The following is a 17,811-nucleotide window of genomic DNA, read 5'->3' as shown; positions in this document are numbered from 1 at the left end:
GCCCCTACAACAGTCCCAGCGAGCAGCTGTACACGAAGGCCGGTGGCAGGTTGGCCAGGGTAAAGCTGATTGAAACCTGGGGAAAGGAGTCCTTGAGCAGGCCGTAATCCTGGAGCGCGTACTGGTACTGCAAAAACTGGCCGCCGGGCTTCAGCACACGCTGGCTCTGGTGGATGATCCGCTCCTTCACCGGCTGATCGATCATGCTGAGCGGCAGGCTGGACACCACGAAATCAACGGAGCCGGGAGCGAAGTAATCGGTGAGCCGGTCGGCCCCGATGGGCAGCACCCGCAGCCGCTGATCGTCGAGCAATTCGAGCCTGCGGACGAAGGCGGGGTTGATCTCGAAGGCGGTGAGGCGGCTGTCGGGACCGAGCTTGTCGAGAAGCGCGCGGGTCACGCAACCCTCACCCGGGCCGAGCTCGATCACGGTCAGCGGTACCCGGCCGGGAATGCTGCCGATAAGTCGCTTGACCAATACGGGGGAGGCGCGCGCGATGGCCCCCGTGGAGCGGAAGTTTTTGACGGCTTCCCGGAAAAAATTCCAGTTATTCATGTATGGAGGGTCAACGCAGGAAAGAACAAAGAACGGAAAAATTCTCTTGCAGTAGGTCGGTATTCGGATGCAGGCACCCCCGCCGCCCGCCGCCGCAACCATTGTACTCCGCCGATTGTACCCCTCCTAAAGTACGCGCCCATGCTCCGCATCCTGCTGGTTGAAGACGAAGAGAATATCCGTGAGACGGTAAAGCTGAACTTCGAACTGGAGAACTTCGAGGTCGTGACGGCGGAGGACGGACGCAAGGCCCTTAAGCACGCCAGCGAACAGCACTTCGACATTATGATCGTCGATGTCATGCTCCCCGAGGTCAACGGCTTTCAGGTCGTGGAACAGATCCGACTGACCAACCGCGATACGCCCATCATCTTCCTTACGGCCAAGGACCAGGCGCAGGACCGCATCCAGGGGCTGAAGAAGGGCGCCGACGATTACCTCACCAAGCCCTTCGTGTTCGAGGAATTGCTGCTCCGCGTCAACCGCCTCATCGAGCGCACCAGCAAGTCGCCCGAGGTACAGCCCGAGCTCTTTGCCTTCGGCGATAACCAGATCAATTTCGCGACCTACGAGGCTATCGGTAACCAGCGGGAATTCACCCTCACCAAAAAGGAGGCCATGCTGCTGAAACTGCTGACGGAGCGCCGTGGTGAGGTCGTAAGCCGGCAGCAGATCCTGCAGTCCGTATGGGGGTACGACGTCTACCCCAGCACGCGCACCATCGATAACTTCATCCTTTCGTTCCGGAAATACTTCGAAAAGGACCCGAAAAATCCGACACACTTCCTGAGTGTCCGCGGCGTTGGGTATAAGTTCGTGGAGTAGCCGGTGCCCGCGTGCCGCCCCGCCCTGAAATCCACCCCGCATTGGAAACGATCTCCTTCACATATCCCGTCTGGTACCTGGCCCTCTGCGCCCTGGCCGGGCTCGCCGTCAGCCTGCTGCTTTACTACCGGTCGCCCCTGCAGGCCTCCCGGGGGGTAGTCTGGCTCCTGGCGGGCCTGCGGTTCGTCGGCTACAGCCTGCTGGCCGCCCTGCTGTTGGCCCCGTTACTCCGCTTCCTGGAGACGGACCGGCAGGACCCCATCATCGTCCTGGCCCAGGACGTGAGCGAGTCCGTCGGGCTGGAGACGGATACGACCGCCTACGTGGCCGAGTGGCAGGAGCTGCGCGATGCCCTGAGCCGGGACTATCGCGTAGTGGAGTATACCTTCGGCAGCAGCGTACGGGAGGGCGGGCCGCTCACCTTCAGCGACAAGCAGACCGACCTGGATGGCGTTCTCACCGAGATCGGCGACCTGTACGGCAACCAAAACCTCGGGGCCGTTGTCCTGGCCACCGACGGCATCTATAACCAGGGCACTAACCCCGCCTACCGTGACTTCCCCCTGCGCGCACCCATTTATACGGTCGGACTCGGCGACACGACGCGCCGGCGTGACCTGTACATCAACCGGGTGTTCCACAACCGCATCGCCTACCTGGACGATCAGTTCAGCATTCAGGTGGACATCAGTGCCCGCAATGCGGCGGGAGAGCGGACCACGCTCACGGTGAGTAGGGTAGGTGAGGGGGGCGCGACCACGCTTCACTCGGAGGCAGTCACTATTGACGGGCCGGACTTTTTTGCCACGCGCGAGGTGGTGCTGGACGCCGACCGCGCCGGAGTACAGCGCTACCGCATCTCGGTGGCCCCGATCGGCGAGGAAGTGAGTACGGCCAACAACCAGCGGGACATATTCGTCGACATCCTGGACGCCCGGCAGTCGATCCTGGTGCTGGCCGATGCCCCCCACCCCGATATTTCGGCGCTGCGGCAGTCGCTCGTCGGGGGGCGCAACAACGACGTGGAGGTGGCCTACGGGGAGACCTTCACGGGGCGGGTAGCGGACTACGACCTGGTGATCCTGCACCAGCTGCCGTCGGCCGCGCACCGGATGTCCGCGGTGCTGGAGTCTCTGCGGGAAGAGCGGATACCAACCCTGATCGTGGCCGGGCCCGGGGTGCCCGCTCCCCTGCTCAACGCCGCGCAGGACCTGGTCCGCTTTCCGGGCGGCAGTGCGCAGGTGCAGGGCAATGCGGTGGCGGCGCGATTGGCGGATGGGTTCAGTGCCTTCACGCTGAGCGACGAACTGCGGCAGGCCATACTGACCTATCCGCCCCTGCAGTCCTCCTTCGGAGAGTTTACCGTGGGGCCGGGTGGCAGCGTGCTCCTGTACCAGCGCATCGGCCGCGTCGATACCGAATTTCCCCTGTTGGTCGTGGGGGACGACCGGGGCCGCCGCACCGGGGTACTCACGGCTAGCGGACTGTGGCAGTGGCGGTTGTACGACTACCTGGAATTCGGGGACCACAGCCGGTTCGACGAACTTATGGGGCAGCTTACCCAGTACCTGACGGTGCAGGAAGACAAGCGGCGGTTCCGCGTAAGCGTAGCTGAGAATATCATTGACGAAAACAAACCGGTTCAGCTGGACGGGGAGCTCTACAACAGCAGTTATGAACTGGTCAACGACCCCGAGGCACGGGTGGTAATTACCGGTCCCGAAGACCGGCAGTACGACTTCACCTTTACGCGGACCAGCAACGCTTATACCCTCAACGCCGGAACTCTCCCGGTAGGCAACTACGGGTACCGTGCCACGGCGACGAGCGACGGTGAGCAGCTGGTGAGCGAGGGCCGTTTCAGCGTGCAGGCCGTAGAGGTGGAGCGCTACGCCCTGGAAGCCGATCACGGGTTGTTACGACAGCTCAGCGACCGGTACGGGGGGCGACTACTATTCCCCGGCGAGCTGACCGGGCTGGCAGATTCGCTACGGCAAAGCGAGGCGGTAAAGCCCATCCTCTTCGAAACCGTGACCACGCGCTCGGTGCTGAACGTCAAGTGGATCTTCTTCATTCTGCTGTTACTTTTTGCTGCGGAGTGGGGATTACGCCGGTGGTCCGGCGCGTACTGATTTTTAGTGACGAACGGCGGATTAGCGGTGACGACAATAGTTTATTGTACATTAAGATGGGAAAATTATATACTTTTTATCGCCCATATTTAGTTTTTAATTAACAGATTTGGGTCGTTGACCAAACCTTGTTGCGATAATTTCCGTAGGTAGGCGTAGTTGGCCCTCTGGCTGGCTCGATTTGTCTTTTAACCAACTACCTACTATGGCACACAAGTACATGACCCGCTCATGCCTGCTACTCCTGGCATTGAGCCTCTTTTCTCTTAATCCCCTCCTGGCCAAAACCATCACCGTAACCTCCACCGCCGACAGCGGCAGCGGGACGTTGCGGCAGGCGATCATGATGGCCGCGGACGGGGACGAGATCGTTTTCAGCAGCAGCCTCGACGGCAACGCGATCATGCTCAACGGGCAGATCACGGTGGCCAAGAGCATCTGGATCTCCGGCAATGGCATGGGCACTACGCTCATCAGTGGCAACATGGTCAACCGCATCTTCCAGTTCGGTGGCATGACTACCGTTATGGTGCGTGACCTCACCCTTTACGACGGAATGAGCAAGCTGCAGGGGGGCGGCATCCGTATTCGCAGGGGAACCGACGTGACCCTCGACCGGGTTGAAATCCGCAATTGCCGGTCAACCGCAAACTCCGCCCAGCGCGGGGGCGGTGGTATCGCCAACGCGGGTATGCTGACCCTCAACGACTCCAAGATTACAGGCAACTTCGCCCTCGGCACCTCGGGTTCCGGAGGCGGTATCCTAAACGAGGCCGGCGGTACGCTTACCATTAACCGCGGCATGGTGAGCAAGAACGAGGCCAACCGGGCCGGCGGCGGCATTGAGGATGCTTCCGGCGGCGCGACGATGTTCGAGATGAATAACGTCCTGGTCCGCGAAAACGTCGTATACACCGCTCCCGGCAACGGTGGCGGTATCCACATTGGCGGCGACGGCAGCCTTACCATGGTCGACGGCGTAGTAAACAACAATACGGCCGGCGCGGAAGGCGGCGGCATCTGGGTCGGTTCCGGTACCCTCAGCATCAGCAAGACCCTCATCCGCGGCAACGTGGCCATGGGCAACGATGCCGACCAGGGCGGCGGTGGCCTCTACAGCAACGGTAACGGTACCATCGAATTGATGAATAACGTCCGCGTATTTGACAACAAAGCTACCGGAACCTCCGGCAGCGGCGGCGGTATCCTGAACGGCATCGGCGCTACGCTCATGATCACGGACAGCGAGGTGTCCCGCAACGAAGCCAACCGGGCGGGCGGCGGCATCGAGGACATCTCCAACGACGGGTCGATGTTCACGATCACCAACTCCATGATCCACGAGAACGTGGTCAACAATGCCCCCGGTAACGGCGGCGGTATCCACATCGGCGGCAACGGCAGCCTGACGGTCACCGGCGGATCCGTCCGCGACAACCAGGCTGGCGCCGAAGGCGGTGGCATCTGGAACAACCAGGGCGTACTGACCGTCACGGGCGGCACCCTCATCCGCGGCAACATCGCCATGGGCAACGACGCCGACCAGGGTGGCGGCGGCCTCTACAACAACGGTGGTGGTACCATCATCGTGGAAGACCGCGTGTCGATCTCCGAAAATAAGGCCACCGGAGCTTCCGGCAGCGGCGGGGGTATCCTCAACGGGGTCGGAGCCACGCTGATCGTCCGCGGCAGCGCCATTGCGCGCAACAACGCCAACCGGGCCGGCGGCGGTATTGAGGACATCTCGGGCGGGTCCTCGATGTTCACCATCACAGACAGCCGCATCACCGAGAACCGCGTCAACTACGCCCCCGGCAACGGTGCCGGTATCCACGTGGGCGGCGACGGCAACCTTACGGTCACCGGCAGCATCATAAACGAGAACTGTGCCGGTGCGGAAGGCGGCGGCATCTGGAACGGCACGGGCACCCTTTCGGTGACCGACACTGAAATCTCCACCAACATCGCCGGTGGCGACGCCGCCGATCAGGGCGGGGCAGGACTCTACAACAACGGCGGCGGCCGCATTGAGCTCACCAACGTCAGGGTGACGAACAACCGCGCCTTCGGTGCCGCGGGCAGCGGTGGCGGCATCCTCAACAACGTGGGCGGCACGCTGATCGTGATGTCTTCCCGGATCACCGGAAACGAGGCTAACCGTGCCGGTGGCGGTATCGAGGATGCATCCGGTGCCGGCTCGGAAGTAACCATTATGGATACCCGGATCTCGATGAACGTGGTCAACCGGTCCCCCGGCAACGGCGGCGGCATCCACATCGGCAGCGACGGCGACGTGACCATCGTCGACGGTACCGTGAACGCCAACCGGGCCGGCGCCGAAGGCGGCGGTATCTGGAATGGCATGGGTACGCTCACGATCAAGCAGGCCCTGATTCGCGATAACGTAGCTCTCGGCGATGACGCCGACCAGGGCGGTGGTGGCCTCTACAACAACGGTGGTGGAACCATCCTGCTAAGCGACAACGTACGCATCCTTAACAACCGTGCTACCGGTACCTCAGGATCAGGCGGTGGTATCCTGAATAATACCGGTGCTACCCTGACCCTGACCGGCGTCGAAGTATCCGGTAACGAGGCCAACCGCGCTGGCGGAGGCATCGAGGACGCTTCCGGAAGCGGATCAATGGTAACGATCACCGATTCCAAGATTGAAATGAACCGCGTGAACACCGCCCCGGGTAACGGCGGGGGTATCCACGTGGGCAGCGACGGCGACCTGACCATCACCGGAGGTACCGTGAGGGACAACTCGGCGGGTGCCGAGGGCGGTGGCCTATGGAACGGCCTCGGTGTCATGGAAGTGAACAACGTGACCGTCTGGGCCAACGTGGCCGAGGGCAACGCAGCCGACAACGGAGGCGGTGGTATCTTCAACAATGGGGGTATCCTCATGGTGACCGACTCGAAGTTGCGTGACAACAAGGCCACGGGTGCCTCTGGCTCCGGCGGCGGTGTCTTCAGCACCGACGGCTCGGTGACCATAGACAACACCCTCCTCATCCGTAACTCGGCCAGTCGAGCCGGCGGCGGCGTAGAGATCGTAGACGGCAGCTTTGCTTCCAACTATAGCGATTACGAATCCAACGACGCCGGCAGCAGCCCGGGTAATGGGGGTGCTTTCCACGTAACCGGTATGATGAGCACGGTCGACTTCGTCGGCGGCTCGGCCACCTACAACGTCGCGGCCAACGAAGGCGGCGGCATCTGGAACCAGTCGGGTACGATGATGAGCATTATGGACATGAGCATCCTCTACAACCGCGTAACGGATCCTGGCATGCTGGACCGGCGCGTCGGCGGCGGCGGCGTGTTCAATAACTCCGGCATTCTCGACATCGAGGGTTCCACCATCGCCTACAATACCGCCACGGGCGGTAAGCTGACCGCCGGTGGCGGCATCGCCAACAACACCGGAGGTACGGTTACCCTGATGCGGTCCACCGTTTCCAACAACGAAGCCGGCCTGGTCGGTGGTGGTATTGCCAACGACGGTATGATCGAGATCACCAACACCACTATTACCCGTAACATGGCTCCCGCGGCGGGCGGCTTTGCCCAGGCTACGCCGGCGGCCATGCTGACCATCACGGGCTCGATCGTTGCCGACAACCGGGCCAAGCTGGCCCACGACTTCGGTACCCTGCTCGGACAGGTCACTTCCGGTGGCTATAACCTCATTGGTGACGATTCGCAGAACCAGTTCCCCGCTCAGTCTACCGATAAGGAGGGCCTGTCTGCCATGCTACGGCAACTCGGCGACAATGGTGGCATGACCATGACTCACGTACCGCTGTGTGGCAGTCCGGTGATCAATATGGGTAACCCGGCGGACAACTCGCCCGACCAGATCGGACAGGCCGTCTTCGGCGGTACCCGTGACATCGGAAGTTTCGAGCGGCAGTCCTTCTGCGGTGGCGGATACGACCAGAGTATCACCCGCAACGACGACGTACTGACCGACAACGTGAGTGTGTACCCCAACCCGGTAGTCAGCGATTACCTCTCGGTGAACCTGCCCGCCCACTTTAGCGGCGACGTACTGCTCCGTATCATCAGCAGCGAGGGTCGCGTGACCAACGCCGGCACCGTGCAATCGTCCAACCACCGGCTCGATCTGTCGAGCTTCGTACCGGGTGCCTACACCCTGCAGGTACGTAACGGGGAGGAAACCCAAACCGTGCGCTTTGTGATCTCCCGCTGATCTCAGTGTTCATAGTGTTCCGACGCCTATTGAAGATTGTTGCCCTGGTCCGCTTGCGGATCGGGGCAACTTAATTTAGGCCAATCTGCTCCGAAAGGTTAGATTATGAACCGGTTGCAGGTACGCTAGAATGTCCGGGTGGCGTTCTGCCTTCTCTATTATTGACTTATCTTTGCGGTCTCTAAGGAGAACCCGAGCCTTTAAAGTGTCCGCCTGAGTGTTAGTAACCGCCCAATCTTTCCCGAAATCCTCCCGGTCTGCCATTGCCCAGGACGATCTTCACGTCGACGAGCCGCGCTGGTTTGCCGTACGCGTGGGGCACCGGAAGGAAAAGGTGGTGGCCAAGCAGCTGGGCTTGCTCGGCGTAGAGTGTTTCCTGCCCCTCCGCGAGCGCCCCTTCCGCTACAAGTCCAAGACCGGGGTCCGGCAGATCCCGCTGTTGGGTGGTTACCTTTTCGTACGCATCGTAGCGCAGCAGGCACTTGATGTGCAGCGGCAGAACTTTGTGTTCGGCTTCGTAAAACTGGGCAGCGAACGCCGGCAGGTCAAACCCTACGAGATCGATTTGCTCAAGCGGTTGTCCACGGACGATACCCTGGAATGGGTAGTGGAAGAGAAGCTGGAAACCCTAAGCCCGGGGAGCCTGGTAGAAATCTGCCGCGGTCCACTGGCCGGGGTGCGTGGGCACTACGTGTCGGCAAAGAATAAAAAGACCTTCATTATTTCCTTCGGCGGGCTCGATGCCCGGCTGATGACCTGTGAGGTACGGCCCCAGGACGTGATCCCGCTCGACGGAAATACCCTGCCGGAAGCTCCCTGACGGGGCTACGGGCAATACTAGTTGAATACTGTATCCTGGCAAGGTGGAAATAGCGACGCGGTAGCGTCTCGGAACAAGTGGCCCCGACACATGGACGGCGAAGCCGCGTCACGCCATGACTAAGGGACCGGTGGAATGCGCGTACTTATAATATCCTACTATTGGCCTCCGTCCGGAGGCATCGCCGTGCTGCGGTGCCTGAAGTTCGCCAAGTACCTGCGGCAGTACGGCTGGGAGCCGGTGGTCTTCACGGCGCGCGACGCCCATTATCCCACCCTGGACGACAGCAACGACCGTGACCTGCCCGCCGGGTTGGAAGTCATCCGCCAGCCCATCTGGGAGCCCTACGCCTGGTACAAGAAGTTCATGGGCAAACCCGCCGACGAGAACGTCAATAACGTCTTTTATACGGATGAGTCCGCCGGCGGCTGGAAACACCGCCTGGCCGTATGGGTACGCAGTAACTTCTTCATTCCCGATGCCCGGGCCACCTGGATCGACGGTTCGGTAAACCGGCTGCTGGCTTACCTGCGGGAACATCCGGTGGATGCCATCCTCTCCGACGGCCCCCCCCACAGCAATACCCGGATTGCTACCCGCGTAAGCCGGGAAACCGGCATCCCCTGGCTGGCGGATTTTCAGGATCCCTGGACGCAGGTCGATTACTACCAGCTGCTGAGCCTTACGGCGGCCGCCCGCAAACGGCACGAACGCATGGAGCAGGAAGCCTTCCGGCAAGCTAGTCTGACAACCATCGTCAGCCCGAGCTGGAAACGCGACCTGGAAAGCATTGGCGCCCGCGACGTGCGGGTCCTGTACTGGGGATACGACCCCGACGACTACGCCGGCCTTGTGCGGGAACCGCACGACAAATTTACCCTTACCCACCTGGGCATCATGGGCTACGACCGCAATCCGGAAGTCCTGTTCGCGGCCATCCGCCACCTGAACGCCACGGTGGATGGCTTTGCCGGCGACTTTGAGCTGCGGCTCTACGGACAGGTCGATCACCGCGTCCGGGAGTCCGTCGAGCGCCACGGGATCCAGGAGCAAGTCACCTATGCCGGTTCGGTGAGCCGGACCAAGGCCCTGCAGGAAACCCTGAACAGCCACCTCCTGCTGCTGCTGCTCAACCGGCAGGAGAACGCCAAGGGGCGGATCCCCGGCAAGCTGTTCGAGTACCTCGCCGTCCGCCGGCCGGTGATCAATTTCGGACCCGAGGACAGCGATGTCGCGGCCATCTTGACGGAAACCGGCAGCGGTCCGACCTTTGCGTACGACACGGCACCTGCGCTTGCCGCTACCTATATAGAAGAACATTACCGGGCCTACCGGCGGGGAGAATCCGCGGAACTGGATCCTGAAGCCATAACACCCTATAGTCACCCTACACTTGTCCGCCGGCTGGCGGGCTGGTTAAATGAAATAGCGGCATGACCACCAAGACCATATTAGTAACGGGAGGTGCCGGCTTCATCGGCTCGCACGTAGTGCGGCTGCTGGTGAATAAGTATCCCGACTACAGCATCATCAATCTGGACGCGCTGACCTACGCCGGTAACCTGGCGAACGTGGCGGACCTCGAAGAGGAAAGCAACTACAGTTTCGTCAAGGCCGACATCACCGACCTGGAAGCGATGCGCAAGATCTTCGCGGTCTATCCCATCGATACGGTGGTGCACCTGGCGGCGGAAAGCCACGTGGACCGCAGCATCGAAGACCCCCTGATCTTTGTTAAGACCAACCTGGTGGGCACCGCGACCCTGCTGCAGGCCGCCCGCGAGGCGTGGAAGGGTGCCCACGACGGCAAACTGTTCTACCACGTCTCCACGGATGAGGTGTACGGTTCGCTGGGGGAGACCGGCTTCTTTACCGAAGAGACCCCCTACGATCCGCGCAGCCCCTACTCTTCCTCGAAGGCGGGTAGCGACCACCTGGTACGGGCGTGGCACCACACCTTCGACCTGCCCGTGGTGCTGAGCAACTGTTCGAATAACTACGGGCCCTACCAGTTTCCCGAGAAACTGATTCCGCTGTTCATCAACAACATCCGCAACGAAAAGCCGCTGCCGGTCTACGGGAAGGGGGTGAACGTACGGGACTGGCTCTACGTGGAGGACCACGCGCGGGCCATCGACCTGATCCTGCACGAGGGCAGGGTAGGGGAGACCTACAACATCGGCGGACATAACGAGTGGCGCAATATTGACCTGATCAAGGTAATCTGCCGCACCATGGACGAAAAGCTGGGCCGCCCCGCGGGTAGCAGTGAGGAGTTAATAACCTACGTCACGGACCGCGCCGGACACGATATGCGTTACGCTATCGACGCGAGCAAGCTGAAGGAAGATCTCGGCTGGACCCCCAGCCTGCAGTTCGAGGAGGGGATCGCCAAAACCATCGACTGGTACCTGGAGAACGAGGAATGGATGCGGGGAGTCACCAGCGGGGCTTATAAGGATTACTACGACTCGATGTACAAGAACCGCTAGTTGCTATGAAAGGAATAATACTCGCCGGAGGCTCCGGTACCCGCCTCTATCCCATCACCAAGGGGGTATGCAAGCAGTTGATGCCGGTGTACGACAAGCCGATGATCTACTACCCCCTCAGCATTCTGATGCTGGCCGGGATAAAGGAGATCCTCATCATCACCACGCCGGAAGACAACGAAGCGTTCCGCAACCTGCTCGGCGACGGAAGCCAGCTGGGCTGTGCTATCGAGTACGCGGTGCAGGAAGTGCCCAATGGCCTGGCCCAGGCTTTCGTGATCGGCGAAGAGTTTATCGACGGCGATGCCTGTGCCCTGGTGCTGGGCGACAATATATTCCACGGCGCAGGCCTGAGCCAGTTGCTGCAGGAGAGTGCCCAGCTCAAGTCGGGTGCCCGGGTGTTCGCCTATCCGGTCCACGACCCCGAGCGCTACGGCGTGGTGGAGTTTGACGAGGACCGGAAGGCTATTTCCATCGAGGAGAAGCCAGACAAGCCCAAGAGCCGCTACGCCGTTCCCGGGCTGTACTTCTACGACGAGCGCGTGGTTGAGGTAGCGAAGCAGGTCGAGCCCAGTGCCCGCGGCGAATACGAGATCACCACGGTGAACCAGTGGTACCTGGAGCGCGGCGAACTGGAAGTCGGCATCATGCAGCGGGGTACCGCCTGGCTCGACACCGGTACCTTCGAGAGCCTGCACGACGCCGCAGAATTCGTACGGGTGATCGAAAAGCGGCAGGACTTCAAGATCGGGTGTATCGAGGAGGTAGCCTGGCGGATGGGGTATATAGATAAACAGCGATTGCTGGAGGTAGCCGGCCCACTTGAGAAAAGTGGCTACGGCAAGTATCTGGTAAATCTGGTAAGCGAAAAGGTTTGAAGTTACTGGACCGTTTAAAATCGCAGAGCCTCTTCCACTATTTTTCGTTTTTCTACGAATATTTGGGTGGGGCGATGATCATCGCGTTGGGGGCCAGTATGCTGGTCGCTATTCTCGATGGTATAGGGCTAACCATGTTTCTCCCGCTCCTCAAGGTCGCCGGTACCGACCAGAATGGCGGAGTGGTCACCGAGAGTATGGGGGATATGGCCATCGTGCTCGATGCACTCGGCCAGCTGGGCATCGATCTCACCCTGCTGAATATTCTCGTGGTGATGTTCGGTTTTTTCGTTCTGAAGGGCATCGCCAAGTTCATGGCGGATTTCTACCGGGTGATCCTGCAGCAGCGGTTCGCCAACCGGCTGCGGATCGAGAACATGAGCCTGCTGGCCGGCTACGATTATCAGGCGTTCGCCAAGAGTAACTCTGGCAGGATCCAGAATACCTTCAGCGGGGAAGTCAACCGCGTCCACAATGCGTACAAGGCGTACTTCACGATGCTACAGCAGGCGATCATGACCATGGTGTACGTGTTCCTCGCCTATTCTGCCAATCCGCGATTTGCCCTCATCGTCGCCGGCGGGGGAGTGATTTCCAACCTGGCCTTCAGCCGGATCTACGGCATCACCAAGGATGCAAGCCGGCAGATGACCCTGAGGATGCACGGCTTCCAGCAGTTCCTCATCCAGAGCGTGACCAGTTTCAAGTTTCTCAAGGCCACCGACCTGATCACTCCCTACAAGAAGAAAATCATTAAGTCGATCATCGGCATCGAGGAGCAACAGCGGAAGGTGAATACCATGTCCGCGATCTCCAGCGCCATGCGCGAGCCGATCATTATCCTCATCGTGGCGGCCGCGATCCTCATCCAGGTCGAGATCTTCGGCGAGTCGCTGGGGCTGATCATCCTGAGTTTGCTCTTCTTCTACCGCGGACTGACCTCCCTGGTCGCGCTGCAGGGAAACTACAATACCTTCCTCAGCAACCTGGGGGCGCTGGACAATATGCAGGAGTTCGTGGCCGAACTGAAGCGCGATCAGGAAACGACCGGCAACCGCAAGCTCACCACCTTCAACGAAGGGATCGTGATGAAAAATCTGTACTACTCGTACGACGACGAATCCGTCATCGAGGACCTTTCGGTGACCATCCGGAAAAACTCCACCGTCGGACTTGTGGGGGAAAGCGGGACGGGAAAAACAACCCTGGTCAACCTCTTCTGCGGGTTGCTGAAGCCCGCGCCCGGCATGCTGTTCATCGACGGCATCGACGTCAACGAGCTCGACGTACACAGCCTCCGCCAGCGTATCGGCTACGTGACCCAGGAGCCGCAGGTGTTTACCGATTCGATCTTCGACAACATCAGCTTCTGGGAGAAACGTACTCCGGAATCCGAAAAGAAAGTCTGGGAAGCCCTCAGGTTGGCGCACGCCGCCGACTTCGTCGCGGCCCTGCCCCAGGGGCTCGATACCGTCATCGGCATCAACGGCGTGAACCTGAGCGGCGGGCAGCGCCAACGCATCTCCATCGCCCGCGAGCTGTACCGCGACGTCGATATTCTCATCCTCGACGAAGCTACCTCGGCCCTCGATTCACAGAGTGAGAAAGCCATTCAGGAAAATATCGAGTCGCTTTCGGGCAACTACACCATCATCGTCATCGCCCACCGCCTGTCGACCATCAGGAAGGCGGACAAGATCGTCTACCTGCAGCCGGGCGGACGCTACCAGGTCGGCACCTTCGACGGCCTGACGGAAGCCTCGGAGACCTTCCAGCGGATGGTCGCCCTACAGTCCATGGCTTGATTTTCAGTCCGCCTACCGGCGGTCCGGCCCACCGGGGCCACCCCATCGTTACACCAAAAAGAACAATTTACCGGAATGACCCAAACCACAACGCACAACGCAACGGCCAGCGAACAGCTGAAGGCCTACCGCAACAAGGAGAAGGCAATCTCCGTAGTCGGACTCGGCTACGTAGGACTGCCCCTGGCCCTGGAACTGGCCAAAAAGTTTCGCGTGATCGGCTTCGACATCAGTGAGTCGCGCGTGGAAATGATGCGCCGCGGCGAAGACCCCAGTGCGGAACTGGAGGCCAGTGCCTTCGAAAATAAGGACATCACCTTCACCCACGACGGCGCGGATCTCCAGGCCGCCTCCTTCCACATCGTGGCGGTACCCACTCCGGTGGACGAAACGCGCACGCCCAACCTAAAGCCGCTCTACGGTGCCTCCAGTTCGGTGGGCAAGCAGCTGAAGCAAGGCGACATCGTCGTCTTCGAATCCACCGTTTACCCCGGCTGCACCGAAGAGGACTGCGTACCCATCCTAGAAAAGGAGAGCGGACTGACCTTCGGAACCGACTTCACGGTCGGGTATTCTCCGGAGCGGATTAATCCGGGCGACAAGGAGCATACCGTCGACAAGATCCTCAAGATCGTGAGCGGCAGCGACGCGGAAACCCTGGAGGTCGTTTCCGGCATCTACGGCGATATCATCACGGCCGGCATCTATGAGGCGGCCAGCATCAAGGTGGCCGAGGCCGCCAAGGTCATCGAGAACAGCCAGCGCGACGTCAACATCAGCTTCGTCAACGAGCTCAGTATCATTTTCCGGCAGATGGACATCGACACCCGCGACGTGCTGGAGGCGGCGGGCACCAAATGGAACTTCCTGCCGTTCCGTCCCGGACTGGTCGGGGGGCACTGCATCAGCGTCGATCCTTACTACCTCCTGCACAAGAGCATCAAGATGGGCTACGATCCCCTCGTGATCGCCAGCGGGCGCCGCATCAACGACCGCATGCCGGCCTTCATTGCCAAGGAGCTGGTGCAGGCCCTGCTGCAGGCCGACCGGAACCCCAAATCCAGCAAAGTGCTGATGCTTGGCGTTACCTTCAAGGAGAACGTGGCGGACATCCGTAACAGTAAGGTCGTCGACGTGGTCCGCGAAATGATGGAATTCGGCATCAACGTGCACCTGTACGACCCCAACGCCAGCCCTAACGAGGTGGCCCACGAATACGGACTCACGATGATCGACGACATCGGTCAGAACTACGACGCGATCGTCGTAGCCGTAGGGCACAAGAGCTTCGAATCACTGGACCTAGAAAAATTCCGGGAGATCAGCAACGGCAACCTCATCCTGTTCGACCTGAAAGGACTGTACGACCGGTCGGAACTCCGGGAAGGAGAAGTCATCTGGCGCCTGTAACTCACTAACCTAGTACCCGAAACACATGATCTTAATTACCGGAACGGCGGGATTCATCGGTTCCCACCTCGCCAAGCGCCTGGTGGCGGACGGAGAGTCCGTCGTAGGACTGGACATTATCAACGATTACTACGACATCAACGTCAAGTACGATCGCCTGGCCCGCGCGGGCATCGCAAAGGAGGAGATCGAGTACGGTAAGGTGGTACAGAGTACGACCGATCCGAACTACCGCTTCGTCAAGCTGGACCTGACCGACCGCGACGGGCTCAACAAGCTGTTCGAAGCCGAGCAGTTCACCACCGTGGTCAACCTGGCGGCGCAGGCCGGCGTGCGCTACAGCCTCGTAAATCCGCAGGCCTACGTCGATAGCAACATCATCGGCTTCGTAAATATCCTGGAGGCTTCGCGGCACTACGGCGTCAAGCACCTGGCGTATGCCTCCAGTTCCAGCGTCTACGGGCTCAACGAACGGATGCCGCTATCGACCAGCGACAACGTGGATCACCCGATCTCGCTCTATGCGGCCAGCAAGAAGAGCAACGAGCTGATGGCCCATACCTACAGCCACCTCTTCAACCTGCCGACCACCGGGCTGCGCTTCTTTACCGTCTACGGGCCGTGGGGCCGGCCGGACATGGCGCTGTTCCTCTTTACCGAGGCCATCCTGAAGGGCGAGCCCATCAAGGTATTCAACCACGGCAAGATGGTCCGCGACTTCACCTACATCGACGACATCGTCGAGGGTATCCGCCGCGTGATCGACAACCCGCCCAAAGGACGCGCGGAATGGACCGGCATGAAACCCGATCCCAGTACCTCGAAGGCTCCCTACAAGGTGTATAACATCGGCAACAACGACCCCGTCACGCTGATGGAATTCATTTCCGCCATCGAGGAGGAACTTGGTATCGACGCCGAGAAGATCATGATGGACCTGCAGCCGGGCGACGTGCCCGCCACCTACGCCAACGTGCAGGACCTGATGGACGATCTGGGCTACAAGCCGGAAACTCCTATCCGGACGGGCATCCGCAATTTCCTCGACTGGTACCGTGAATACTACGGCTACGCCGGCGGGGCCACGGGTGCGGAGAAAACCCGGACGGCCTAGATGTTTGACTGGCTTCGTCGCCAACCCGTCGGACCGGAGGACTATACCTTCCTCGGAACGGATATGCACGCCCACTGGCTGCCGGGGATCGACGACGGAGCCAAAACCGTAGCGGAAAGCCTGCAGATGCTACGGCGGTACGAAGAACTCGGATTTACGCGGCTGGTCGCCACGCCCCACATCATGCAGGAGTTCTATCCCAACACTTCCGTTGAGATAAACGGGGCCCTGGAGCAGGTGCGGCAGGCGGCCCGGGCCGAGGGAATTTCCCTGAAACTTGACGCCGCGGCCGAGTACATGATCGACGAGTTCTTCGAGGATCACCGCGATCAGTACGGTTTGCTGGCCCTGCCCGGGACGAAAAAGGTGCTCATCGAGTTCGGCTTCTATTCCCCGCCCATCAACCTGGGGCAGGTCATCTTTCGGCTGCAGTCGCAGGGCTACCAGCCGATCATCGCCCATCCGGAGCGGTATGCGTATTACCACAAGGACCCGACCAGCCTCTACGAAATGCACGCCCGGGGCCTTAAGCTACAGGTAAATTTACTCTCCCTGGCCGGGCACTACGGCAAATCGGTCAAGCAGATGGGGCAAGACCTCATAACGGGGGGGTACGTGACTTACCTTGGTTCCGACGCGCATTCCCTGCACCACCTGGATAAAATGGCCGACCTGTTGAAGGATCGCAAGGTCGGGAGGCTGCTGTCGGGAACCGATTTTGACAATGTACATTTGTTCGATGAATAAGCTTCAGTCTCTTTGGTACGCCGCGCTTTGCGTTTTGGTGATCACGTCGTCCTCCTGCGTGAACCATAAACAACTCTTGCTGCTGGCCGAAAGCCCCGAGGCCGGCCTGGCCCTGGATGGCTACCAGAAGGAGATTGAACTGCCCAAGCTCGAGGTACAGCCCGACGATATCCTCTACATCACCGTCAACAGCCTCAACGACGAGACCAGCCGGCCCTATAATATGTCGTCCGGTACCTCCGGCAGCGGCGGCGGCGGCGGGGGCAACAGCGGGAACAACCAGCTGCTGCAGGGCTACAGCGTGGATAGCCTGGGCTACATCGATTTTCCGAGCGTGGGACGCATCCGCGTGGGGGGGATGAGCCTGGAAGGGGTGAGGGAACAGGTGGTGGCGGCCCTGCAGCCCTACCTGAAAAACCCCGCGGTGAACGTCAAGTTCCTTAATTTCCGCTACAGTATCGTCGGACAGATCAGTAACCCGGGTACGTTTACCACCATCAACGAGCGGGTTTCGTTGCTGGAAGCACTGGCCTCGGCCGGGGACTTATCCACCTACGCCAACCGCCACAAGATCTACCTGATCCGGGAAGAATCGGGGATCAGGACCATCGCCATCCTAGACCTCCAGGACGAAGCCTTTCTCAGTTCGCCATATTATTACCTGAAACAGAACGACGTGATCTACGTCGAGCCTTCCGAGGACATCATCGCCACGGTTGCCGACCCCGTCAACCGGTACATCAGTTTCGGTTCCGCTTTTCTGTCCCTCGTAACCTTTACGCTGGCCCTCCTTGCCAGGAGGTAGGGCGT

At 60.3% G+C, this 17,811-nt stretch carries 13 protein-coding genes; 12 read left to right on the top strand and 1 reads right to left on the bottom strand.

Features of this window, described 5'->3' with window-relative positions:
- Window positions 1-4 precede the first annotated feature (4 nt).
- On the bottom strand, window positions 5-556 hold the full coding sequence (locus DQG19_RS18835; RefSeq protein WP_157974607.1) for a class I SAM-dependent methyltransferase: 552 nt from the start codon (window positions 554-556) through the stop codon (window positions 5-7).
- A gap of 141 nt (window positions 557-697) precedes the next feature.
- Here DQG19_RS18835 and DQG19_RS18830 point away from each other — a divergent pair, with 141 nt between their 5' ends.
- From DQG19_RS18830 to DQG19_RS18775, 12 genes are all read left to right on the top strand, one after another.
- On the top strand, window positions 698-1,381 hold the full coding sequence (locus DQG19_RS18830; protein WP_116127854.1) for a response regulator transcription factor: 684 nt from the start codon (window positions 698-700) through the stop codon (window positions 1,379-1,381).
- Between the two features lie 41 nt (window positions 1,382-1,422).
- Window positions 1,423-3,513 (top strand): hypothetical protein, encoded by a 2,091-nt coding sequence (locus DQG19_RS18825; protein ID WP_116127853.1) that lies wholly within the window; start codon window positions 1,423-1,425, stop codon window positions 3,511-3,513.
- 205 nt (window positions 3,514-3,718) lie between these two features.
- Window positions 3,719-7,735, top strand: a complete 4,017-nt coding sequence (locus tag DQG19_RS18820; protein WP_116127852.1) for a choice-of-anchor Q domain-containing protein — start codon at window positions 3,719-3,721, stop codon at window positions 7,733-7,735.
- Window positions 7,736-7,952: 217 nt separating this feature from the next.
- Complete coding sequence (locus DQG19_RS18815) at window positions 7,953-8,555, top strand: transcription termination/antitermination NusG family protein (RefSeq protein ID WP_116127851.1); 603 nt, start codon at window positions 7,953-7,955, stop codon at window positions 8,553-8,555.
- Window positions 8,556-8,690: 135 nt separating this feature from the next.
- A complete protein-coding gene (locus DQG19_RS18810; RefSeq protein ID WP_116127850.1) occupies window positions 8,691-9,992 on the top strand; it encodes a glycosyltransferase in 1,302 nt (433 codons plus the stop codon).
- The gene (gene rfbB, locus DQG19_RS18805; RefSeq protein WP_116127849.1) at window positions 9,989-11,047 is read left to right on the top strand and encodes a dTDP-glucose 4,6-dehydratase; all 1,059 of its coding nucleotides are present in this window, start codon (window positions 9,989-9,991) and stop codon (window positions 11,045-11,047) included. The genes DQG19_RS18810 and rfbB overlap by 4 nt, the downstream gene beginning before the upstream one ends.
- A gap of 5 nt (window positions 11,048-11,052) precedes the next feature.
- Window positions 11,053-11,925: a glucose-1-phosphate thymidylyltransferase RfbA gene (gene rfbA / locus DQG19_RS18800; RefSeq protein ID WP_116127848.1), complete on the top strand. Its 873-nt coding sequence runs from the start codon at window positions 11,053-11,055 to the stop codon at window positions 11,923-11,925.
- Window positions 11,926-12,059: 134 nt separating this feature from the next.
- Window positions 12,060-13,730 carry an ABC transporter ATP-binding protein gene (locus tag DQG19_RS18795; RefSeq protein ID WP_198661807.1) on the top strand — a complete coding sequence of 557 codons (1,671 nt, stop codon included), beginning with the start codon at window positions 12,060-12,062 and terminating at the stop codon, window positions 13,728-13,730.
- Between the two features lie 75 nt (window positions 13,731-13,805).
- On the top strand, window positions 13,806-15,140 hold the full coding sequence (locus tag DQG19_RS18790) for a nucleotide sugar dehydrogenase (RefSeq protein ID WP_116127846.1): 1,335 nt from the start codon (window positions 13,806-13,808) through the stop codon (window positions 15,138-15,140).
- Window positions 15,141-15,165: 25 nt separating this feature from the next.
- Window positions 15,166-16,254 (top strand): NAD-dependent epimerase, encoded by a 1,089-nt coding sequence (locus DQG19_RS18785; RefSeq protein ID WP_116127845.1) that lies wholly within the window; start codon window positions 15,166-15,168, stop codon window positions 16,252-16,254.
- Complete coding sequence (locus DQG19_RS18780) at window positions 16,255-17,001, top strand: tyrosine-protein phosphatase (protein ID WP_157974606.1); 747 nt, start codon at window positions 16,255-16,257, stop codon at window positions 16,999-17,001.
- Window positions 16,994-17,806, top strand: coding sequence for a polysaccharide biosynthesis/export family protein (locus DQG19_RS18775; RefSeq protein WP_157974605.1), 813 nt, complete (start codon window positions 16,994-16,996; stop codon window positions 17,804-17,806). The genes DQG19_RS18780 and DQG19_RS18775 overlap by 8 nt, the downstream gene beginning before the upstream one ends.
- Window positions 17,807-17,811 lie beyond the last annotated feature (5 nt).

It is taken from the genome of Lewinella sp. IMCC34183 (assembly GCF_003390915.1).
Taxonomy (GTDB): Bacteria; Bacteroidota; Bacteroidia; order Chitinophagales; family Saprospiraceae; genus Neolewinella.
The sequence above is the reverse complement of the archived record's forward strand: the minus strand, read 5'-3'. Positions and strand labels throughout refer to the sequence as shown.

Coding starts and splice junctions, on each gene's coding strand:
- DQG19_RS18835 (WP_157974607.1), bottom strand. CDS start 556: ATGAATAACTGGAATTTTTTCCGGGAAGCCGTCAAAAACTTCCGCTCC.
- DQG19_RS18830 (WP_116127854.1), top strand. CDS start 698: ATGCTCCGCATCCTGCTGGTTGAAGACGAAGAGAATATCCGTGAGACG.
- DQG19_RS18820 (WP_116127852.1), top strand. CDS start 3,719: ATGGCACACAAGTACATGACCCGCTCATGCCTGCTACTCCTGGCATTG.
- DQG19_RS18810 (WP_116127850.1), top strand. CDS start 8,691: ATGCGCGTACTTATAATATCCTACTATTGGCCTCCGTCCGGAGGCATC.
- rfbB (WP_116127849.1), top strand. CDS start 9,989: ATGACCACCAAGACCATATTAGTAACGGGAGGTGCCGGCTTCATCGGC.
- rfbA (WP_116127848.1), top strand. CDS start 11,053: ATGAAAGGAATAATACTCGCCGGAGGCTCCGGTACCCGCCTCTATCCC.
- DQG19_RS18795 (WP_198661807.1), top strand. CDS start 12,060: ATGTTTCTCCCGCTCCTCAAGGTCGCCGGTACCGACCAGAATGGCGGA.
- DQG19_RS18790 (WP_116127846.1), top strand. CDS start 13,806: ATGACCCAAACCACAACGCACAACGCAACGGCCAGCGAACAGCTGAAG.
- DQG19_RS18785 (WP_116127845.1), top strand. CDS start 15,166: ATGATCTTAATTACCGGAACGGCGGGATTCATCGGTTCCCACCTCGCC.
- DQG19_RS18780 (WP_157974606.1), top strand. CDS start 16,255: ATGTTTGACTGGCTTCGTCGCCAACCCGTCGGACCGGAGGACTATACC.
- DQG19_RS18775 (WP_157974605.1), top strand. CDS start 16,994: ATGAATAAGCTTCAGTCTCTTTGGTACGCCGCGCTTTGCGTTTTGGTG.